Source organism: Nocardia lasii, from assembly GCF_042658545.1.
Classification (GTDB): domain Bacteria; phylum Actinomycetota; class Actinomycetes; order Mycobacteriales; family Mycobacteriaceae; genus Nocardia; species Nocardia lasii.
Genome location: NZ_JBHSQN010000002.1, coordinates 444,506 through 465,285, shown reverse-complemented (window position 1 = coordinate 465,285; position 20,780 = coordinate 444,506). Strand labels below are relative to the sequence as shown.

General features: G+C 70.6%; 17 protein-coding genes. 4 read left to right on the top strand and 13 right to left on the bottom strand.

Going from position 1 to position 20,780, the window contains the following annotated elements:
• Window positions 1-7: 7 nt before the first annotated feature.
• From ACFP3H_RS05960 to ACFP3H_RS05910, 11 genes are all read right to left on the bottom strand, one after another.
• On the bottom strand, window positions 8-1,051 hold the full coding sequence (locus ACFP3H_RS05960) for an NAD-dependent epimerase/dehydratase family protein (protein WP_378600698.1): 1,044 nt from the start codon (window positions 1,049-1,051) through the stop codon (window positions 8-10).
• Complete coding sequence (locus ACFP3H_RS05955) at window positions 1,048-2,703, bottom strand: fatty acid CoA ligase family protein (RefSeq protein WP_378600696.1); 1,656 nt, start codon at window positions 2,701-2,703, stop codon at window positions 1,048-1,050. The genes ACFP3H_RS05960 and ACFP3H_RS05955 overlap by 4 nt, the downstream gene beginning before the upstream one ends.
• On the bottom strand, window positions 2,700-3,599 hold the full coding sequence (locus ACFP3H_RS05950) for a hypothetical protein (RefSeq protein WP_378600694.1): 900 nt from the start codon (window positions 3,597-3,599) through the stop codon (window positions 2,700-2,702). Before ACFP3H_RS05950 ends, ACFP3H_RS05955 begins: the two co-directional genes overlap by 4 nt.
• An 8-nt stretch (window positions 3,600-3,607) precedes the next feature.
• Window positions 3,608-4,657 carry a 3-oxoacyl-ACP synthase III family protein gene (locus ACFP3H_RS05945; RefSeq protein ID WP_378600692.1) on the bottom strand — a complete coding sequence of 350 codons (1,050 nt, stop codon included), beginning with the start codon at window positions 4,655-4,657 and terminating at the stop codon, window positions 3,608-3,610.
• A 392-nt stretch (window positions 4,658-5,049) separates the two neighbouring features.
• A complete protein-coding gene (locus tag ACFP3H_RS05940) occupies window positions 5,050-6,435 on the bottom strand; it encodes a hypothetical protein (RefSeq protein WP_378600690.1) in 1,386 nt (461 codons plus the stop codon).
• 27 nt (window positions 6,436-6,462) lie between these two features.
• Window positions 6,463-7,284 (bottom strand): ABC transporter permease, encoded by an 822-nt coding sequence (locus ACFP3H_RS05935; RefSeq protein WP_378600689.1) that lies wholly within the window; start codon window positions 7,282-7,284, stop codon window positions 6,463-6,465.
• Window positions 7,281-8,234 (bottom strand): ATP-binding cassette domain-containing protein, encoded by a 954-nt coding sequence (locus tag ACFP3H_RS05930; RefSeq protein WP_378600688.1) that lies wholly within the window; start codon window positions 8,232-8,234, stop codon window positions 7,281-7,283. The genes ACFP3H_RS05935 and ACFP3H_RS05930 overlap by 4 nt, the downstream gene beginning before the upstream one ends.
• On the bottom strand, window positions 8,231-9,487 hold the full coding sequence (locus ACFP3H_RS05925; RefSeq protein WP_378600686.1) for a glycosyltransferase: 1,257 nt from the start codon (window positions 9,485-9,487) through the stop codon (window positions 8,231-8,233). Before ACFP3H_RS05925 ends, ACFP3H_RS05930 begins: the two co-directional genes overlap by 4 nt.
• A gap of 2 nt (window positions 9,488-9,489) precedes the next feature.
• Window positions 9,490-10,908, bottom strand: coding sequence for a condensation domain-containing protein (locus tag ACFP3H_RS05920; RefSeq protein ID WP_378600684.1), 1,419 nt, complete (start codon window positions 10,906-10,908; stop codon window positions 9,490-9,492).
• 255 nt (window positions 10,909-11,163) lie between these two features.
• Window positions 11,164-11,319, bottom strand: coding sequence for a hypothetical protein (locus ACFP3H_RS05915; protein WP_378600682.1), 156 nt, complete (start codon window positions 11,317-11,319; stop codon window positions 11,164-11,166).
• Between the two features lie 93 nt (window positions 11,320-11,412).
• Window positions 11,413-12,093, bottom strand: coding sequence for a TVP38/TMEM64 family protein (locus ACFP3H_RS05910; RefSeq protein WP_378600680.1), 681 nt, complete (start codon window positions 12,091-12,093; stop codon window positions 11,413-11,415).
• A 196-nt stretch (window positions 12,094-12,289) separates the two neighbouring features.
• Between ACFP3H_RS05910 and ACFP3H_RS05905 the strand changes: the two genes are divergently transcribed.
• The 3 genes from ACFP3H_RS05905 (at window position 12,290) to meaB (ending at window position 17,584) form a co-directional block, all read left to right on the top strand.
• Window positions 12,290-14,161 carry a methylmalonyl-CoA mutase family protein gene (locus ACFP3H_RS05905; RefSeq protein WP_378600677.1) on the top strand — a complete coding sequence of 624 codons (1,872 nt, stop codon included), beginning with the start codon at window positions 12,290-12,292 and terminating at the stop codon, window positions 14,159-14,161.
• Window positions 14,161-16,425, top strand: coding sequence for a methylmalonyl-CoA mutase (scpA, locus tag ACFP3H_RS05900; protein WP_378600673.1), 2,265 nt, complete (start codon window positions 14,161-14,163; stop codon window positions 16,423-16,425). Before ACFP3H_RS05905 ends, scpA begins: the two co-directional genes overlap by 1 nt.
• A gap of 70 nt (window positions 16,426-16,495) precedes the next feature.
• Entirely contained in the window at window positions 16,496-17,584 is a 1,089-nt protein-coding gene (gene meaB / locus ACFP3H_RS05895; protein WP_378600670.1) for a methylmalonyl Co-A mutase-associated GTPase MeaB, read from the top strand.
• Between the two features lie 4 nt (window positions 17,585-17,588).
• Here the strand turns inward: meaB and ACFP3H_RS05890 are convergent, their stop codons facing one another.
• Window positions 17,589-18,653: a magnesium and cobalt transport protein CorA gene (locus ACFP3H_RS05890; protein ID WP_378601609.1), complete on the bottom strand. Its 1,065-nt coding sequence runs from the start codon at window positions 18,651-18,653 to the stop codon at window positions 17,589-17,591.
• Window positions 18,654-18,997: 344 nt separating this feature from the next.
• Here ACFP3H_RS05890 and ACFP3H_RS05885 point away from each other — a divergent pair, with 344 nt between their 5' ends.
• Complete coding sequence (locus ACFP3H_RS05885) at window positions 18,998-19,336, top strand: hypothetical protein (protein WP_378600668.1); 339 nt, start codon at window positions 18,998-19,000, stop codon at window positions 19,334-19,336.
• Here ACFP3H_RS05885 and ACFP3H_RS05880 read toward each other — a convergent pair.
• Window positions 19,323-20,780 (bottom strand): molybdopterin-dependent oxidoreductase (locus ACFP3H_RS05880; protein ID WP_378600666.1); only part of this gene is annotated, 1,458 nt, incomplete at its 5' end. The two genes, ACFP3H_RS05885 and ACFP3H_RS05880, sit on opposite strands and share 14 nt — an antisense overlap.

Sequence of the window (20,780 nt, the reverse complement as noted above, 5' to 3'; positions counted from 1 at the left end):
GCGGTGACTACCGCAGGTCTCGGGTGAGGGTTTCGACGCCACCGTTGTCGGTGAGCCAGGCCAGGAATTCGGCGAGTCCGGTGTCGCGGTCGACCACGGGGGCGTACCCGAGGTCGCGACGGGCGGCAGCGGTGTCGTAGGTGGCGGTGCGGGTCATCAGAGCCACCGCGTAGCGCGACAGTGGCGGCGACCACCGGTCGGCCACCGCCGGAATCCGCCACACGGTCTCGATGGCGTTCACCACCGCCGCGAGCACCCGCGGATTCGGGCGCCGGGTGGGCGGTTGGTAACCGAGTCGGGTGGCCACGTCGCCGAGAAACCCCCACACATCGGTCTTCTCGGCATCGGCGATGAAGTACGCCTTGCCGCCGATGTCGGTCGCGCTGAGCGCGAGCAGGCAGGCGTGGACGATATTGTCCACGTGGCACAGCGACGCCTCGATCGCGCGCCCGTAGCACAGATCCGGCAGCTTGCCCTCGGCGGTGCGACCCAGCAGCCGCACGATCGGACCCGACCGGTCACCCGCGCCCCAGATCGCGCGCGGACGTAGCGCGACGGTGGTGAAACCCGGTGCGTCGGCGGCGATGACGGCCCGTTCGGCGGCGGCCTTGGTCTCGGAGTAATGATTCAGGTAGCGGCGCGGATACGGCAGCGATTCGTCGACCTCGCGCTGGTCGCCGCCGTCACGGTCCATCAGCGCGCTCGGGCTGGAGATGAACACGAACCGGCTCGCCCCACCGCGCCGTGCGGCATCGAGCAACTGTTCGGTGGCCCGGACGTTCTCGACCCAGAACCGGTCCCTGGTGCCGCGCTCGTCGACCCGGGCGGCGCTGTGGATCACCACGTCGACACCGCTGGTCGCGCGGGCCAGCGAGGCCGGGGAGCTCAGGTCGCCGTAGACCAGGCGCACCCGCTCCGCCGCCGGACCGAGATCGTCGAGAATGCTGGTGGGGCGCACCAGGATCGAGACCTCGTTGGCGTCGTCGGCGACCAGCGCGCGCGTGATCGCCCCACCGAGGAAACCGGACGCGCCGGTGACCAGGATCTTCATCGTCGGATGTCCTCGTGCTTGCCCGCCCACCGGGTCAGTTCCTCGCGCCCGATCTTGGCGTTGTGGCGGATGTCGACCGGGAAGCCCGGATGGATCAGGAACTCGGTGATCGGCACCACGGTGTCGAATTCGACCGCGCGCGTGCGCAATCGGGTCAGGGTGGCGCCGGGGTCGGCGTTGGGCGCCAACTCCACGCACAGCACCGGCCGTTGCGCGCCGAACGTCCCGACCCCGACCAGCGCGGTCCGCGACACCCCGGCCACCACATTGAAGACCTGCTCGACCTGCACGGTGAACATCGGCCCGCGCGCGGTGCGCACCCGCTGACTCTTGCGCCCGCAGAACCAGATTCGGCCCTGCTCGTCGACCCAGCCCAGGTCGCCGGTGCGGTGCCAGATCCGGTCACCGTCGGCGATCTTGTTCGCGGCGTTGGCCTGTTCGGGCCAGTAGTAGCGGGTGCTCACATTGGGTCCGGCGACGACGATCTCGCCCACCGGCCCGGCCGGTTCCTCGGCCTCGGCCCAGGTCGCGACCGGATCGTCGGTGATCCCCAGCAACCGCACCTCGACCCGATCGGCCGGGCGACCGATACAGGTGCCCTCGCCGCGATGCGCCCGCTCGACCAGACCGTCGAGCAGTTCCCGCGATTCGATGGTCGACATGGGCAGCGCCTCGGTGGCGCCGTAGCCGGCGTAGACCTGCGCGTCGGGGCGCAGCACCTCGCGCAGCCCGGCCACACACCAGGCGGGCACCGGCGCGCCACCGGAGAACACGCTGCCGAGGGTGGGCAGCTCGACCGGGTGCGCGCACAGGTGCTCGAGCAGCGGGATGAGCACGGCGGGCGAGGCGAACAGCGTCCGCACGCCGAAGCGTTCGATCGCGTCCACCACGTGCGCGGGATCGGTGGAGCCGACCTTGCTCGGGATCAGCGGGGGCAGCACACAGCGCGCGCCCAGCAGCAGGTCGAGCACGCCGACCAGCGGCAACGTGACCAGCGAGGTGTCGGGGGCGGTGTGCCCGCGCGCGGCGTGGACCTGCTCGACCATGGCGGCGAGATTGGCGTGGGTCAGCTCCACCGCCTTGGCCGGGCCGGTGCTGCCGGTGGTGAACCCGATGATCAGCACGTCGTCGGGTTCGGCGGGCACCCGCTCGGGCAGCGGGCGGGTCGCGGTGCGGCCCACCGAACCCAGGGTGGGGCCGCGCCAGAACCAGCGCCGACCGACCGTGAGGGTGGTGCGCACGTGCCGGAAGCTGCGGGCGAACAGCACCCGCACGGCGTGCGCGGCCGGAATGCCGATGAACGCCTCGGCCCGCACCGCCCGCAGACAGTGCACCATGCGGCGCACCCCCATGCCGGGATCGATCACCACCGGGACCGCACCGATCTTCAACAGCGCGAACAGGATCGCGTACAGCTCCGGGCTCGGCAGCACCAGCACGATCGTGCGGGTGCCGCTGCGCACGCCAGAGCCGATGAGCTCCTCGGCGATCGCGTCGGACCAGCGGTCGAGGTCGCGGTAGCTGACCGAGCGGTAGTCGGGCAGGCCGTCGGCGCGGGTGCCGTCCGGGTAGATCACGGCCTCGCGCTGCGGGTCCGCGCGGGCCAGCTCGCGGAAGACGTCGATGGTCTGCCAGTAGGTCGCCGTGCTCACGCGGGGAGTCCGACCGGGAGCCGGTAGAGCGCGGCCGCCGCCGAGGGGCCCGCGCCGGCGGCCACGAACAGCACGTGGGTGTACTCGGCCAGGGAGTCCGCCGCGATCGCGCGGTCGTAGGCCAGCGGCAGGGCGGCGGTGTGCGGGTCGCCGTCGGTGAGATCGGGGGTGCGCACGGCGTCCTGGTCCAGACCCAGCGCGTCGGCCAGGCGCTTGGGGAAGTACGGGCTCGGGGTGGACGCGATCAGCGCGACCCGGCCCTCGCCGGCCTCGACCAGGGCGACGCGGGCCACGTCGGTGGCCACGGCCAGGACGCGGTCCTCGAAATCGGCGTCGCGTTCGACGGTCATGGTGGCGCGGCCGACGGTGCCCATGGTGGCGGTGTCGACGTAGGCCTGACCGGCCGGGGTGCCGGGGGCCGTCGCGAGGTGGACGGGGCCGAAACCTTCGGGGCCGTCGATGTTTTCGAGCAGCAGGGCGGCACCGGCGGTGGTGTAGGGATAGGTGGCGTCGGCAGTCGGGCGGGTCAGCGACGGGTGGGTGTCGCCGGCGACGATCAGCACGAACTCGGTGGACCCGGTCGTCAGGACCGACCCGGCCACCTGCACGGCGTTGAGCACGCCGACCGCGCCGTTCATCAGGTCGAAGGAGAAGGTGCGCGAATCGGCGCGGACGTAGTCCAGGCCGATGCCCGCTTCCTTCTGGATCAGCGCCGAGACGGCGGGTTCGACGGTGTTGGCGTCACGGAAGATGCCGGTGTTGATCAGCACACCGACCTGGTCGGGACGAATCCCAGCCCGCGCCAAGCACTCTCGGGCGGCGCGGCCGCTGTGCGCGACGACGCTGTGGGTGTCGGTGGTGGTACTGGCGGCGGTGGCGCGGATGCGGATGCTCACGATGACCCTCAGACCTTCAGGGAGGAGATGGTGGTGGACAGGAACCCCGCGACGACACCGGAGGCGGCGGGCACCATCAGCAGCTTGGCCCCGGCCTCGATGTTCTGTTCGGCGAGCTGATCGTGCAGCACGAGGAAATGCGATGTCGTGGAGGTGTTTCCGTACTTCTCGATCACATTGAGGTCGGTCGGGATCTCGGCGCCGAACTCGCGCGCGGCCACCGCGTTCATGTACGGCACCGCGGCGGCGCCGAACTGGTGGTGGATGACGTAGTCGAACCGCTCGTCGGCGAACTCGCGACCCTGGGCGTCGAGGTAGTCGCGCTGGGCGTCGGGCCACAGCAGGAACCGGGCCTCGTTGTGCATCTTGCGGTTGTCGGTGTAGAGCGCCACCCCGGCGGACTTGTCGCTGGGCATGCCAAGGCACAGGTGCGAATGCTCGGCGGCGGTGAGCAATTCGATGTAGTGGATCTTGTCGGCGTCGTCGACGGCCTGGTCGAGCACGACCGCGCAGCCGGAGTCGCCGACCGAGAGCGAGGCGAACTGCAGGTCGTACTTCTCCGAGATCTCACGCACCGCGGTCTCGGCGATCGGCGTGATCGCCTCACCGCTGACGACCATGCCGTTGCGCACCACCCCCGAACGGATCATCCGGTCGAGAATGTAGGTGCCGGTGAGCATTCCGGCGCACGCGTTGGACACGTCGAAGGTGATCGCGGACCCGGCACCGAGCGTCTCGGCGATCGCGGACGCGAACGAGGGCTCCATGTACATGCGGGTGCCCTGCTTGCTGCGGGTGATCGAACAGGAGATGATCACGTCCAGATCGCCCGCGCCGTAGCGCGATCGGCTCAGGCAGTCCTGTGCGGCCTCGACCGCCAAGGTGAACGAATCCTCCGTCGTCTCCGGTCGCGTATCGCGCACGCGCCGTTCCTTGATGCCGGTGATGCGTTCGAGGTCGAAAGACGGGGGCGTTTTCAACCGGGAGATCAATTCGGCGGTGGACAGGATTGTCGACGGAAGATATGCCCCGATGGATTCGAAACGCGAATGCGACACGTGAACTCCCGGATGCTTCGAAGAATGGTGACCGGTCGAAATCGGCTCGCCGGTGAATTCGAACCATACCGGTTGTAATCGACTGCTGTGGTGCGTGATCCAGCCCACTCGACGGTGTTGGTCGGGGTGCGGGCGTAGGTGGTTCGGTGTGTCCGGCTATTCGCTCAGCGCGCGCGAATTGCCTGCTGGGACTGTAGGTTTCAGGGAGACCGAACCGGTCGGCAATCGGTGCGCTCGCGGGTACCGTCGGGATGCGATCCCGAACGGCAATGCTCGCGCAGTGAGGGACCTCACGAAAGTGCGCACGGTCGAATATCTGCGCGACCGCGCGCACTTGTTTCGCGATCAGAAATCGGCGCGCGAAATTTGTCGCGCGCGAGTAGCGGGGTCGGTCACCAGAATCGTGGCGTCAATCCCCACGCGGCGAACTCGGCCGTCAACAGCTCGCGCAGGGCGTCGCGCGTCGGGAAACGGTCGGGGTCGCCACCGGTGACCACCAGGGTCACGGTGTGGTCGTCACAGGAGAAGGCGAGATTGATCCCGACCTCCACCTGACGGAACAGCGCCACCGGGCCCGCGTTGACCACCGGGCGCATGATCACATCGCGCGCCCGGTGCTCGCCGATTCGCGCGATGTTCTGCGCGGTGCGACCCAGGTTGGTGCACAGGCACTCCGGCGCCTTGGCGGTGCGGGCGAACCGGTGCAGCACCACCTTCGGCAACAGCATCTGCACCGGTTGCAGGTGCTGGATCGGCGGGATGGTGGCCGGATCGCGGTAGGCGAGACCGGCGGCCTTGAGGTCGGCGCGCACCCGGCCCAGATCGGCGCGCGCGTCGTCGCGGTAGCGCACGCTGATCGGCAGGCCGGTGGTGGCGTTGGCGCGCGGGTCGTCGGCCTCGCGCATCGAATGCGGGATGTCCACCCGCACCTCGGCCCCGTCGGCGATCCGCCCGCTGCGACCCAGCGCACCGACGGCGAGGCCGATGAGCAGACCGTTGGTGGTGCCGCCGTGCGCGGCCGCGACCGCGTCCCATTCGGCGAGGTCGAGCTGGACGATGGTCTCGGCGGGCTGCCAGGTCTCGGCGTGCGGCAGGCACGGCTGGGTCGGACGCGGATTGCGCGCCGGTTCGCTCACGCCACGGGCCCGCCGCGCCGCCCGCACGCCCCGCGCGACGGCGCGCAGTTGGTGGCGGGCATCGGCGAGATCGGCGGCGAGCCTGCCCGCGCCGGCCACCGGCCCGACGAGCCTGCCCGCGCTGGTGGCGCGATCGGGGGTCTCGCCGCGGTTGAGTCGACCAAGGGAGTCCACGATCGCGTGCATCATGCCGCCGCCGTCGCAGGCGACGTGCGAGGCGACCAGGGTGACCACGGTGCCACCGGATTCGGTCGGCGCCCCGGCCAGCTGCCACACCAGGCCGCGTTCGGGGTCGAACTCGACGGCGGCCTGCTCGCGGAACCAGTCAAGGACGCCGTGGTCGGGGATCGGGGTGTCCGACCAGCGCAACGGCAGCGACTCGGAGGCGGGCTCCCAGTGCGCGCGGGCGATCGGGAACCGGGTGGTGCGCACGCGCCGGGCGATGAAACCCGTGGCCAGGTGCGCGTGCCAGGACTGCAACAGGTCGCGGCCCAGCGCGGTGTCGAACCGGTAGGCCAGCTGGTTGACCAGGGCGTTCGGGTAGAGGCTGTGCAGTTTGAAGAACAGGTCGTCGTCGGCGGTGATGCGGTTGAGGCCCGCGGGCGCGGTGCCCACCGTGACGGCGGGGGAGGTGACGGTCATCGAGAACTCCTCGTCGGGAACAGCACGTCAGCGCGAGCGCAGCGTGCGCACGGTCAGCGGGGCGAACACGGCCACCACGGCCACCGAGGCGACCAGCGACCACCAGGCGTCGGCGCCGACGGTGCCCTCGGCCGCCAGGGTGCGCACCGCCGAGACCAGATACGACACCGGGTTCAGGTCGGACACGAACCGCATCCAGGTGGGCATGGCCTCCTCGGGCACCAGGGCGTTGGAGGCGAACCCGAGGAAGGTGAGCACCAGCATGGACATGCCCTGCACGGCCGCCGGGCGGGCGATGGTGGCGCCGATGAACGCGAACAGCCAGCTGATCGCGGTGGTGGCGAACACGACCAGCACCGCGCCGGCGATGAAACCGCCGGTGTACTCGGGTCGGTAGCCCATGCACAGGCCCACGATCACGACCGTGGTGGCGGCGATCAGGTAGCGCACGGCCCCGGCCAGCAGGGCCCCGGCCACCGGGGCCGAGCGCGCGATCGGCATGGCGACGAAACGGTCGAAGACGCCCGAGTGGATGTCCTCGGACAGCTGCACCCCGGTCGCGACCGAGGAGGTCAGCACAATCTGGACCAGCACGCCGGGAATCATGATCGGCAGATACGCGCTCATGGAGCCGGCGATGGCGGTGCCGAAGATGCTGCCGAACAGCACCGGGCCCACGATCGGCAGGGCGATGGCGTCGTAGAGCAGCTGCGGGCTGTGCCGGAAGGTGAGCAGCCCGCGCCAGGCCATCATCAGCGAATGCTGCAGCGCGGCAAGCGGACTCACCCGGGTCACCCGGGGCTTGCGCACCACCTGGGTGGGGGTGTCGGCGGTGAGGGTCATGGTCATGCCGCCTCCTCGGTGCGTGCGTGTCCGGTGAGCGAGAGGAACACCTCGTTGAGATCGGGGCGGTCAACGGCGAAGCCGCGCAGGGTGATCTTCGCGTCGCGGCAGGCGGCGACGATATCGGCCCCGCGCGCGACATCGTGCAGGGTGACGGTGAGCGTGCCCGTCGAGGAACCCTCCGGGACCTCGCCGGTGAGCTCCTGGATCAGGGCCTCGGCCCGGCGCAGGTCGGCGGTGTCGGGGATGTCGAGGCGAAGAACCTGTTCGCCGATCGAGGATTTGAGCTCGGCCGGGGTGCCCTCGGCGACCAGGGTGCCACGGTCGATCACCGCGATCCGGTCGGCCAGGGCGTCGGCCTCCTCGAGGTACTGGGTGGTGAGCAGCACGGTGGCGCCGCGCGCGACGAGTCCGCGCACGATGCCCCACATGCGATCGCGGGTGTGCGGGTCAAGGCCGGTGGTCGGTTCGTCGAGGAAGATCAACGGCGGCACCGTGATCAGCGTCGCGGCCAGGTCCAGGCGCCGTCGCATGCCGCCGGAGAAGGCGCTGACGCTGCGGCGCGCGACCGCGGCGAGCTCGAATTCCTCGAGCAGCTCCTCGGCCCTGGCGGCCGCCGCCCGCCGCGACAGTCCGAGCAGGCGGCCGAACAGGCGCAGATTCTCACCGGCGGTGAGGGTTTCGTCGACCGAGGCGTACTGGCCGGTGAGCCCGATCATGGAGCGGACCGCGGTCGCGTCGCGCACGACGTCGTAGCCGAAGACCTCGGCGTTGCCCCGGTCGGGACGCAGCAGGGTGGCCAGCATGCGCACGGTGGTGGTCTTGCCCGCGCCGTTGGGGCCGAGCATGGCGAACACCGACCCGGCCTCGATGCTGAGATCGACGCTGCCCACGGCGGTGAAATCACCGTAGGACTTGCCCAGTCCGCTGGTGCGGACGGCGACTTCGGTGCTCATTGCGGCCTCCCGGCGTGGATGCGAACAGGAATCGGAAGGGTCGAACAGGCGAGGGCCTCCACCTCGTCGACGGCGCGCGCGACGCCGGTGTCGGCGAAGCGGTTGGCGTAGGCGGCCGCGCGTGAGACCAGCGTCGGGTCCGCGACCTGATCGAGCAGCGCGGTGAGCTCGGCCATGCCGAGGTCGGTGGCGCGCAGGGTGCTCGCCAGGCCGAGGCGGGTCAGCGCGCGACCCCAGTACGGCTGATCCGCCTGGACCGCGCAGATCACCTGCGGCACACCGGCTCTCAGCGCGGCCGCGGTGGTACCGGCGCCGCCGTGGTGCACGGCGGCCACGCAGCGCGGGAACACCGTGGCGTGATCGACCTGGTTGACGATCGCCGCCTCCGGGGTCCACTGCGGTGCGATGCTCGCCCAGCCCGAGGCCAGCAGCAGTCGGCGGCCGCGGCGGGCGCAGACCTCGCGCACCATCGCGACCAGGCCGGCCGGATCGCTCACCGCCATCGACCCGAAACCGACGTAGATCGGCGCCGAACCGGCGTCGAGCCACGCGGTGAGCGCCGGATCGGTGGGGGTGCTGAGGAATCCGGTGGTGTCGACCACGAACCCGGTCACCGGATGCCGGGTCGGCAGCTCGGCGGACAGACCGGGGAACAGGTCGACGTCGTAGGCCTGGATCGACACCCGGCCCGGCAGCGGGTGTTCGACGATCCCGAACTCCGCGAGGGGCCGCTCGAGCGCGGCGTCGCGCGCCCAGCGCAGCCCCGCCCAGATCCGCCGGTTGAGGGCGCCGGGGATCCGTTCGCCCCACGCGGTCGGCACCACCGGCACCGACCGATTCGGTCGGATGGGAAAGAAGTGCACCGCGGCCAACGGCAGACCGACATGCCGGGCGGCCTTCTCGGCCGCCTCCTCGCCCGCCATCCCGGTGACCAGCACGTCGTGGCCGGGCGCCAGCACGAGCAGATCGCGCACCGCCTCGGCCACGCCGCGCCGTTGCAGATCCAGCACCGCGCGCATCCGCTCGCGCGGACTCGCGCTGCGGAAACGGTGATCGTTGTGCTGGGTCGCCAGCAATTCGGCGCTGTCGCAACCGAACCCGACGGCGGGCACGCCGTGGGCGGTGGCGAACTCGACCAGATTGGGGGACAGGGCGAGCGTCACCGAGTGCCCGCGCGCGAGGAGCTCACGGGCGAGCAGGATGCCGGGTTGGGCGTCGCCCCGACTCCCGGTGAAGGCCAGCAGTGCGCGCATGCTCAGCCCGCGCTCAGTGCCGCCGCCGGGTCGGCGATCGCGGCACCGGCCACCGGCGCCCTGGTCACCGAGTACATGGCGGCGGCGAACTCGGCCAGGAACCGCTCCATCACCTCGCCGGGCAGTCCGGCGGGATGGCGGGTGGAGACGTAGAGGCCCTCGGGGCCGCGCACGACCCAGAAGTACACCTCCTCGGTGGAGTACGACACCGCGCGCAGGGTGCGCCCCCGCAGGTCGGCGACCAGTTCGTAGTCGGGCAGCATGCGGATGTCGAGGAAGGAGGCGCCGTAGGTGGGGCCCTCCATCGCGCCGACCATCGCCAGCGACCGCCCCCAGGAGGCGTCGTTGCACAGGTGGGCGCGCTTGAGCGAGGCGCGGGTGGCGTCGAGCGCGACGGGCATGTCCGCGTCGGCGGGCAGGGTGATGTCGACCGGGACGACATTGACGAACCAGCCCATCGACTCGAGCCAGGTGAGATCGGGGCGGGTGGCGATCGGCATGACGGTGCGGAACCGGTTCTCGCCGAAGGTCTCGCGCGAGGCCACGGCCAGCGCGGCGAACACGGCCACCGAGAGCCGGTGCTTGAGCCCGTTCAGCGCGGCCTCGACCTGTTCGAGCTGGTCGATGTCGAGCAGGGTGCGCGAGACGCTGGGCTGGGCGTGCTCACCGTCGAGTACGGCGACATGGTCGGCGGCGAAACGGGGCATGGGCGAGCCCGGCGTACCGAGGAACTCGCGCCACACCCCCACGGCGGGGGAGTCGGGGGTCAGCTCCTCGGCGGCGGCGCGCTCGCGCACGGCGTAGTCGGCGGGGCTGCCGAAGGTGGCCGAGTCGCGGATCTCGCCGCCGGTGGTGACCGCGGTGTAGAGGGTGCGCAGCTCGAGGATGAGCACGGCCTGGGAGTAGGCGTCCAGGACCGAGTGGTCGGCGCCGACCAGGACGGTGAAGTCGTCGGTCTCGTGCGCGACGGTGGCTACCAGCAGGTGCGGCCACACCAGCGCGGACAGGCGCAGTTCCAGTGTGTCGCAGAGGAATTCGTTGATCTGCTCGCCGTCGGTGAGGTCGGCGACGACCGCGCCGACCACGTCGACGGTGCCGGGCTCGGTCGTGACGCGGTGGTAGCCGCCGTCGCCGGTGGGGGCCACGGTGGTGCGGAAGCCCTCGTGGCGGTCGTGCCACAGCCGCAGGGTGGTGGCCCAGGCGGCGGGGTCGAGCGGGGCGTCCATCTCGAAAATGGTGCCGATCCAGCGACCGCGACCGGGTCGGGTGTCGGCCGGATCGAGGAAGCCGAGGTACTGCTCGTGCACGCTGGCCAGCGGGCGTTCGTCGTCGTGCCAGGCGTCGGGCGTGGTGAGTTCGGGGGTCCAGATCGTCAACTCGCCGCCGCGGATACGGAACTCGGACAGATGGGTGTATTCCATGGCTGGGGTTACCTCGAGGATGCAAGCCGAGAACGGCGCGTCAGGGATGCGGTGGACGCGGGTCGCGCCACCGGATGTTGCTCTGGATCCCGCACCGGATGTAGCTGGCGAACCCTGGGCTATCGCGAGTCTATAACTCTGAGAGTTTTCTGAAATATTGCTTAGTCACAATTGAGGGGTGTGAAGAAGATCACTTTCACAATTGTGATGAATCACAACCTAGGGCACGTGCCCCTGGAGTAAGGGGGTTTTCGTTCAGAGGAGTGAGTCGAACTCGGTCAGCACCGTACCGTGGCGCACCACGCCCGACAGACCCGGTAGTTCGATCGGCGCCGACCAGGTGCGCAAGCCGTCGTAGCTGTCGCTGACGAGGTAGCGGCCCTCGGTGTAGGCGTGAAGCCGTGGCCCCACGTCAGGTCAGTGCCGTTCTGCGTCCCATGGTGATCGCCATGACCCGGGATTATCCGAGGGTGCGCGCGGTGTCGGGCGCAGGCGCGCCGTCGGTCAGGAGGTCGCGGGTTCGGGGACCGGCGCGGGGTCCGGTCGGTCCACCGGCAGGCGCAGGTCCACGATCAGTCCGATCACCCCGATCGACAGGCAGATCGCCGAGACGGTGATCGCGACCGGATGGCTGTCCCCGGCCAGCGAACCGGCCAGCACCACCGTCGCGATCGTGCCGGGAGCCGAACCCGCCAGTGTCGCAACCAGATACGGCCACACCCGCACCGACGACAGCCCGCAGCAGTAGTTCACGATCGAGAACGGCGCGACCGGGATCATCCGCAGGGCGGCCACCGCCAACCAGCCGCGCCGGGCCAGGCGCTCGTCGACCGCCCGCACGGCCGGATGGGTCAGGTGCTTGGCCACCCGGTCGCGGCCCACCGCGCGCACCCCGAGCAGGGCCGCCGTCGCGCTCACCGCGGTCGCGGTCAGCGCGAGCACCGAGCCGAGGATCGGGCCGAACAGGATTCCGCTGGTCACGGTCAGCACGGTGCGCGGCACCGGCGCGATCGCGACGACGGCGTAGAAGAGGAAGAACAGCAGCGGCAGCAGGGGCCCGGCGTCGCCCGCCCAGTCACGGATCTGCTGCGGACCCGGCAACGGCACCAGCATCGCCGCCACGAACACGGCGGCGAGCCCGGCCAGAGCCAGGAGCAGGCGCGGGGAGCGGATCAATCGGGACACCAGGACAAGGGTAGGCGACGAGCGGACCCGGTCCCGATCAGCCGACGCGGTCCCGGAGTGAGCGGACGTGGTGTCACAGATACCATCAGGAGCGAACGGGACACATCCCGGTTCGCCGTGGGCTCCCACTGTGGGGTTTCACGGATCGACTCACACGCCGGGGTGTGGTCGTCGAAGGGAAGAGGGAACAGCAGCTATGCCGAATGGTTCAGAGTCCGGGGCGCGACCCGCACCGGATCCGGTGCCCGAGTACGCCGCGTGGCGCAAGGGTGTGGCGGGCGTGCTGGCCAAGGCGCGCCGCGTCGAGGTGGGCGAGCTGCCCGCCGAGCCCGAGCGGCTGCTCGACGAGACCACCTACGACGGGCTGACCATCGCCCCCCTCTACACCCGCCGCGACGAGCTCCCCGAGCAGCCGCTGCCCGGTTCCTTCCCGTTCGTGCGCGGCGGCGACGCCGCCCGTGACCCCCAGCGCGGCTGGTTCGTCGGTGCGTTCGCCGGTGCGCCCGACGCCGAGGCCACCAATCGCACGATCATGACCGGCCTGGAGAACGGCGTCAGCGCGATCGCGCTCGGCGTCGGCGCCTACGGGGTCGCTGTCGACGACATCGGCGTCGCGCTGCGCGGGCTGCTCTACGAGCTGGCCCCGCTCACGCTGGTCGCGGGCGCGGACACCACCGCCGCCGCCGACCAGGTCTTCGAGCTGCTCGACGGGTACCCCCTCGTCGAGCGCGAGCAGATCCGGGTCGGCCTCGGCGCCGCTCCGCTCACCAGCGCGTTCACCGGGGCCGATGACCTCGACCAGACCCAGACCGTGGCCCTGGCCGTGCGCGCGATCGCCCGGCCCGAGACCGTCCGCGCGATCACCGTCGACGGCATCGCCTTCCACAACGCCGGCGCCGCCGACGCGCAGGAACTCGGTGCCGCCGTCGCGGCAGGCCTGGCCTATCTGCGGCTGCTGACCGGCGCGGGCGTCGACATCGCCGACGCGTTCGGCCAGCTCGAGTTCCGCTTCGCGGCCACCGACGACCAGTTCGCCACCATCGTGAAATTCCGTGCCGCGCGGCGACTCTGGGCGCGCGTGGCCCAGGCCTGCGGTGCGCCCGCGTTCGGCGCGGCCCCGCAGCACGCGATCACCTCGGCCGCCATGATGACCCAGCGCGACCCGTGGGTGAACCTGCTGCGCACCACCCTCGCCGCGTTCGGCGCGGGCGTCGGCGGCGCGGACTCGGTGACGGTGCTGCCCTTCGACGCGGCCCTGCCCGCCGGTGAACTGGGCGTGTCGACCACCTTCTCCCAGCGGCTGGCCCGCAACACCCAGCTGCTGCTGCTCGAGGAATCGCGCCTCGGCCACGTGCAGGACCCCGCCGCGGGTTCCTGGTACGTCGAGGCGCTGACCGACGAACTCGCCGCCAAGGCATGGGAATTCATGCAGGAGCTCGAGGCCGCCGGTGGTTACCTCGCCGCCCTCGACGCCGGTCTGCTCGCGGCGCGCATCGGGGAGACCGCCGCGACCCGCGCCGCCGATGTGGCGCACCGCCGCACCGCCGTCACCGGGGTCAACGAATTCCCCAACCTCGCCGAGCGGCCGCTCTCGGAGCAGGCCCGCGAGCCCGGCCCGAACGCGCGCTACGGCGCGGCCTTCGAGGCCCTGCGCGACCGCTCCGACGCCTACCTCGCCGCCGAGGGCACCCGCCCGAAGGCGCTGATCGTGGCGCTGGGCCCGGTGGCCGAGCACAACGCGCGCACCATCTTCACCGCGAACGTGCTCGCCTCCGGCGGCATCGAGTCGGTCAACCCGGGACCGCTCACGGTCGACGGAATCGCCGCCGCCGCAACCGAATCCGGTGCCCGCATCGCGGTCCTGTGCGGTGCGGACGCGCGCTACGGCGAGCAGGCGGGCGCCGCGACCGACGCGCTGCGCGCCGCCGGGATCGACACCGTGCTGCTGGCGGGCCCGGAGAAGTCGGTCGCGCAGTACAGCGGAACGCAGCGTCCCGACGGATACCTGAGCCTGCGCATCGACGCGGTCGCGGTCCTGTCGCAGCTGCTGGAGAAGGTGGGAGCCTGATGACCACGTCCGATATCGAGCACCGCATCGGCAGTTTCGCCGAGGTCCCGCTCACCGAGCACCCGCCGGTGCCGGCCGAGGTCGACACCGAGCAGGTGAACGAGTTCGTGGCGCAGGCCGCGACCGCGAACCACACCACGCCCGAGCAGCTGGTCTGGTCGACCCCCGAGGGCATCGAGGTGCCGCCGGTGTTCACCAAGGCCGACCGCGATGCCGTTGTCGCCCAGGGCTATCCGCTCGACACGGTGCCCGGTGTGGCGCCGTTCCTGCGTGGGCCCTACCCGACGATGTACGTGAACCAGCCGTGGACGATCCGCCAGTACGCGGGCTTCTCCACCGCCGCGGACTCCAACGCCTTCTACCGCCGCAACCTGCAGGCCGGACAGAAGGGCCTCTCGGTCGCCTTCGACCTGGCCACCCACCGGGGCTACGACTCCGATCACCCGCGCGTGCAGGGCGATGTGGGCATGGCCGGTGTCGCGATCGACTCCATCCTGGACATGCGCCAGCTCTTCGACCAGATCCCGCTGGACCAGGTGTCGGTGTCGATGACCATGAACGGCGCGGTGCTGCCGATCCTGGCGCTCTACGTGGTGGCCGCCGAAGAGCAGGGCGTGACCCCCGACCAGCTGGCCGGAACCATTCAGAACGACATTCTGAAGGAGTTCATGGTCCGCAACACCTACATCTACCCGCCCAAGCCCTCGATGCGGATCATCTCCGACATCTTCGCCTTCACCAGCGCGAAGATGCCGAAGTTCAACTCCATCTCGATCTCGGGCTACCACATCCAAGAGGCCGGTGCGACCGCCGATCTGGAGCTGGCCTACACGCTGGCCGACGGTGTCGAGTACATCCGCGCGGGCATCGCGGCGGGCATGGATGTCGACAAGTTCGCGCCGCGCCTGTCGTTCTTCTGGGCCATCGGCATGAACTTCTTCATGGAGGTCGCCAAGCTGCGCGCGGGCAGGCTGCTGTGGAGCGAGCTGGTCTCGACCTTCGAGCCCACGAGCGCGAAATCGCTGTCGCTGCGCACCCATTCGCAGACCTCGGGCTGGTCGCTGACCGCGCAGGACGCCTACAACAATGTGGCGCGCACCTGCATCGAGGCGATGGCCGCGACCCAGGGCCACACCCAGTCGCTGCACACCAACGCCCTCGACGAGGCGCTGGCGCTGCCCACGGACTTCTCCGCGCGCATCGCCCGCAACACCCAGCTGCTGATCCAGCAGGAGTCCAACACCACCCGCCCGATCGACCCGTGGGGCGGCTCGTACTACGTGGAGTGGCTCACCCACCAGCTCGCCGAGCGGGCTCGCGCCCACATCGCCGAGGTGGAAGCGCACGGCGGGATGGCACAGGCGATTTCGGAAGGTATTCCGAAGCTGCGCATCGAAGAGGCCGCCGCCCGCACGCAGGCGCGCATCGACACCGGTCAGCAGCCGGTGATCGGCGTGAACAAGTACCAGGTGGAGGAGGACCACGAGGTCGAGGTCCTCAAGGTCGAGAACTCGCGCGTGCGCGCCGAACAGATCGAGAAGCTCGAACGCCTTCGCGCCGACCGTGATTCGGCGCAGGTCGAACGCGCGCTGGCCGAATTGACCCGTGCCGCGGCCTCTTCCGAGGGCGGCATGGACAACAACCTGCTCGCCCTCGCCATCGACGCGGCCCGCGCCAAGGCCACCGTCGGGGAGATCTCCGACGCGCTGGAGAAGGTGTACGGCCGCCATCAGGCCGAAATCCGTACCCTGTCCGGTGTGTACCGTGACGAAGCAGGCAAGGCCTCCAACATCGGCGCGGCCATCGCCCTGGTCGAGGAATTCGCCGAGGCGGAGGGCCGTCGCCCGCGCATCCTGGTCGCCAAAATGGGCCAGGACGGGCACGATCGCGGCCAGAAGGTCATCGCGACCGCCTTCGCCGACCTCGGCATGGACGTCGACGTGGGTCCGCTGTTCCAGACCCCCGAGGAGGTCGCGCGCCAGGCCGCCGACAACGACGTGCACATCGTCGGCGTCTCCTCGCTGGCCGCCGGACACCTCACCCTGGTGCCCGCGCTGCGCCGGGCACTGGCCGAGGTGGGCCGCGAGGACATCATGGTCATCGTCGGTGGCGTCATCCCGCCCGGCGACTTCGACGAGCTCTACGAAGCCGGTGCGGCGGCGATCTTCCCGCCCGGCACCGTCATCGCCGACGCGGCCATCGACCTGCTGAAGAAGCTCGGCGCGGCGCTCGGGCACGAGATCGGCGGCGGCACACCGGAATGAGCGGTCAGCGCCCGGCTGCGGCGGCCCGCGTGAACACGGAGGGCGTCCGAGCATGCCGCATCGGAACAGCATGAGCGCGGCTGCGGCCGGGGGTGCCGACGCGCACCCCCGGCTCGGCACCACCGCCGGTGTCGGCGCGCCGCGCAACGACGGACGCACCAGCGTGGGCGTGCGCCGCCCGATCGATGTCGACGCGCTCGCCGCGCAGGTCAGGGCCGGTGAGCGGTCCGCGCTCGCGCGCGCGATCACCCTGGTCGAATCCACCCGCTCCGATCACCGGGAACTCGCCCAGCAGCTGCTGCTGCGGGTCGCGGCGGAACCGGGCGGTGTCGTCTCGAACCGGGTCGGCATCACCGGGGTGCCCGGCGTCGGCAAGTCGACCTTCATCGACGCCCTCGGCATGTACCTGCTGGCCGAGGGGCATCGGGTGGCGGTGCTCGCCGTCGACCCGTCCTCGACGCGCACCGGCGGGTCGATCCTCGGTGACAAGACCCGCATGGCGCGGCTGTCGCTGGAAGCCGACGCGTTCATCCGGCCCTCGCCCACCGCGGGCACCCTCGGCGGGGTGGCCAAGGCGACCCGCGAGACCATCGTGCTGCTCGAGGCCGCCGGGTACGACGTGATCCTCGTCGAGACCGTCGGCGTCGGACAGTCCGAGGTCACGGTGGCCAACATGGTCGACGTGTTCTGCTTCCTGACCCTGGCGCGGACCGGAGATCAGTTGCAGGGCATCAAGAAAGGCGTCCTCGAACTCGCCGAACTGGTCGCGGTCAACAAGGCCGACGGCAAACACGAGCTCGAGGCCAAGGGCGCGGCCCGCGAACTGGCCGGGGCGCTGCGGCTGATCCACCCGCACGACGCGCTGTGGAAACCGCCAGTGCTCACCATGAGTGGGCTCGAGGGCGTGGGTCTGGACAAGTTCTGGAACACCGTGCTCGAACACCGGCGCGTGCTCACCGACGCGGGCGAGTTCGCCGAGAAGCGGCGTCGCCAACAGGTCGACTGGACCTGGACGATGGTGCACGATCAGATCCTGCGTCGCCTGGCCGACAACCCGCGCGTGAAAGATGTTCGCGCACAGGTGGAATCGGCGGTCCGCGACGGCTCCCTCACGCCCGCTCTCGCCGCGGAAGCCATCCTGGGCGCGTTCGACGCCTGAGCTCTCACATCCACCGGGCGCGGCGGAACACCACGATCAGCCCCGTGCACAGCGAGGCCATGACGAGCACGGTGAGCGGATAGCCCCACGGGTGGCGCAGTTCCGGCATGACATCGAAGTTCATGCCGTAGATGCCCGCGATCATGGTCGGCACGGCCAGCACCGCGATGTAGGCGGAGATCTTGCGCATATCGGTGTTCTGCTGCACCGCGATCTTGGCCATGGCGGCGCCGACCAGGGTGGTGAGGGTTTCGTCGAGGTCGTTGATGCGCTCGGCGACGCCGCTGTGGTGGTCGGCGACATCGCGCAGGTAGCGGCGGATCTCCTTGGGCAGCGGCGTGCGCGGGGAGATGAGGGTTTGCAGCGGGCCCGCCAGTGGTCGCACGGCCCGGCGCAGTTCCACGATCTCGCGTTTGAGCTGGTAGATCGCGTCGATCGGGATGGTGGTGTCCGGGCTGAACAGTTCCTCTTCCATCGACTCGACATCGAACTCGACCGCCTGGGCCACCTCGAGATAGGAGTCGACGACCTGGTCGGCGATGGCGTGCAGGACCACGCCCGGTCCCAGTGCCAGGCGTTCGGGTTCGGCTTCGAGGCGGTGGCGGACGGCGGTGAGTTCGTTGTGTTCGCCGTGGCGGACCGCGACCACGAAATCGGTGCCGAGGAAGACCATGATCTCGCCGGTCTGCACGATCTCGCTGACGGTGTGCGGGTCGTGTTCGACATAGGCCACGGTCCGCATCACGGTGATCAGGGTGTCGTCGTAGCGTTCGTATTTCGGGCGCTGCCTGCCGGTGACGGCGTCCTCGACGGCGAGTTCGTGCAGGCCGAAGGTCGCCGCGATCTCGCCCATCTGGTGCGAGTCGGGCTCGAACAGCCCGATCCACACGAAACCGGTACCGCGACTACGGATCTCGGCCAGCGCCGATTCCGGGGTGAACCGGCCGGGCAGGCGGGCGCCGTCGACATAGGCGGCGCAGTCGACGATCGCGCGCGCGGTGGGGACGGTGGGTCCGGTCACCGCGGGGCCGCGTCGTCGACCGCGAGATCCGAAGGGCGAGCGCGTCATCACCGCGCCGAGGCTGCGTCGGGGGGTGAGCTGGGGCGCGCGCGAGCCATCCACCGCCGCTCACCTCGCTCTCCTCGATCGTGGCGCAGCATCCCACGACGACCGAGTCCACGCAACCGACAGGTCGGGTCCCTCGGGCGGTCGTCCCCGGCGGCGACGGTGGCCACCGGGTTGCTGTTCGTTCGTTGAGCCAGGCGGAATTCGCCAAATTCTGCGATGAAAGGCCAGTTCGAGGCGATATTTTCGCGATGGTAACCCACGTCCACCGTATTTGCTACCTGTTGCCTGTGCTCGATTGCGGGGATCATGGAAGGTGTCGAAGGCCGTTGGCCTAGGAGGTAGCAGTGGCGATCTTCCGATCAGACAGCGTTATCAGCAGCGATCGCACGCCCGAGCGGGCGACGCTCGGGGGCGACGGGCACTGGCGACTCAGCTGGCTTCCCGAACACGCGTTGACCGTGGACCAGGCGATGGCCGGACTGCGGTTGGACGAAATCGTCAGCGATCCGGGCTCGGTGCACGACCGGATGGCCGTGGCCGAGGCCACCAGCTGCGCGGACCGCATCGGCATCCTGTTCGAACTCGCGGTCATCCGGCTGTGGAAGCGCACGATCGCGACCCTGACGCTGTGCGGGGTGGTCGTGATGCTGCGTCGGCGAACGGGGTGGGTCAGCGCACTGTGACGACGCGGGAGTGCCGTCCGGTGGCGCCGTCGGGGAACGGCGTCGCGCGCGCGTCGGTCTGGACGTCGCCGGCGCCGTCGACCGCGCGCACCCGCAGCGCGTGGCTGCCGGGGGAGGCGTCCCAGGTCCAGGTCCACTGACGCCAGGTGTCGAGGGAATAGGCCGCGGCCAGGGTGGTCGGCTGCCACGGACCGTCGTCGACCTGGATCTCCACCGCCTCGACGCCACGGCCCTGGGCCCAGGCCACACCGGCCACGGTCACCGGTCCGGCGGGCAGGGTCGCGAACGCGGCGGGGACATCGATGCGCGAGGCGGTCTTGATGGGCGCGCGCGGTGCCCAGCCGCGGTCGGTCCAGTACGCCCGCGCGCGGTCGAAGCGGGTGATCTCCAGGTCGATGACCCACTTGGTGGCCGAGACATAGCCGTAGAGGCCGGGCACGATCAGCCGGGCCGGATACCCGTGGGCGACGGGCAGCGCCTCGCCGTTCATGGCGACGGCGAGCAGCGCGTCGGGGGTGTCGCGGACGGCGGCCAACGGGGTTCCGGCGGTGAAGCCGTCGATGCTGCGCGAGAGGACCATGTCGGCGTCGGCGGACGGGCCCGCCTCGGCGATCAGCTCGCCCAGTCGGTAGCCGGTCCAGCGGGCGGTGCCGACGAGATCGCCGCCGACCTCGTTGGACACGCAGGTGAGGGTGATGACGGATTCGACGGCGCGTCTGCTGCTCAATTCGTCGAAGTCCAGGCGTATTTCGCGCTCGACCATGCCGTGGATGCGCAATCGCCACTGGGCGCGGGTGAGTTGGGGGAGTTGCAGCGCGGTGTCGATGCGATAGAAGTCCGGGTTGGGCGTGACGAACCGGGTCAGGCCCGCCACCCCCTTGTCCATCTCGGCGGTGACCGGCGGCGCGGGAGCGGCGACCCGGGGCAGGACGAATCCGGCCCGGTCGGCGGCGATATCGCGCAGGCGGGTGCCGAGGAACCGGCCCGCCGCGCCCGCCGCCGCGGCGCCCGCGGCCACCGCGGTCAGTGCGATCAGGAATCCACGCCGGGTCGGACCCGCGTGCGCGGTGGTCTCGGTGGGAACCAGGAACAGCACGCACAGCGCGGCGATCCCCGCCAGTGCTCCCACCACCGCCGGTACCGCGAAAAATGGGGTGGCCGTGGGGCGTTGCAGGGCCAGCACGGCCACCACGAGCCCGAGCGCGCCGAGCAGCCCTATCGCCGGTCCGAGGCGTCGTCGAGCCACCTGGCCGATCAGCGCGGCCGCCGCCACCATGACCACGCCCATCGTGATTGCCAGGGCGAGTTTGTCATTGGTGCCGAACCAGCGGATCGCGTTGTCCTTCAGCCACTTCGGTGTGTGATCGACCACCGTGGCGCCGAGGACGAAGAAGGGGGACGAGGTCGGGTCGAGGAACACCGCGACCAGATGGCCGACCCCGAG

Coding starts and splice junctions, on each gene's coding strand:
- ACFP3H_RS05890 (WP_378601609.1), bottom strand. CDS start 18,653: ATGACGCGCTCGCCCTTCGGATCTCGCGGTCGACGACGCGGCCCCGCG.
- ACFP3H_RS05930 (WP_378600688.1), bottom strand. CDS start 8,234: ATGAGCACCGAAGTCGCCGTCCGCACCAGCGGACTGGGCAAGTCCTAC.
- ACFP3H_RS05940 (WP_378600690.1), bottom strand. CDS start 6,435: ATGACCGTCACCTCCCCCGCCGTCACGGTGGGCACCGCGCCCGCGGGC.
- ACFP3H_RS05920 (WP_378600684.1), bottom strand. CDS start 10,908: ATGGAATACACCCATCTGTCCGAGTTCCGTATCCGCGGCGGCGAGTTG.
- scpA (WP_378600673.1), top strand. CDS start 14,161: ATGACCACGTCCGATATCGAGCACCGCATCGGCAGTTTCGCCGAGGTC.
- ACFP3H_RS05960 (WP_378600698.1), bottom strand. CDS start 1,051: ATGAAGATCCTGGTCACCGGCGCGTCCGGTTTCCTCGGTGGGGCGATC.
- ACFP3H_RS05925 (WP_378600686.1), bottom strand. CDS start 9,487: ATGCGCGCACTGCTGGCCTTCACCGGGAGTCGGGGCGACGCCCAACCC.
- ACFP3H_RS05905 (WP_378600677.1), top strand. CDS start 12,290: ATGCCGAATGGTTCAGAGTCCGGGGCGCGACCCGCACCGGATCCGGTG.
- meaB (WP_378600670.1), top strand. CDS start 16,496: ATGAGCGCGGCTGCGGCCGGGGGTGCCGACGCGCACCCCCGGCTCGGC.
- ACFP3H_RS05935 (WP_378600689.1), bottom strand. CDS start 7,284: ATGACCATGACCCTCACCGCCGACACCCCCACCCAGGTGGTGCGCAAG.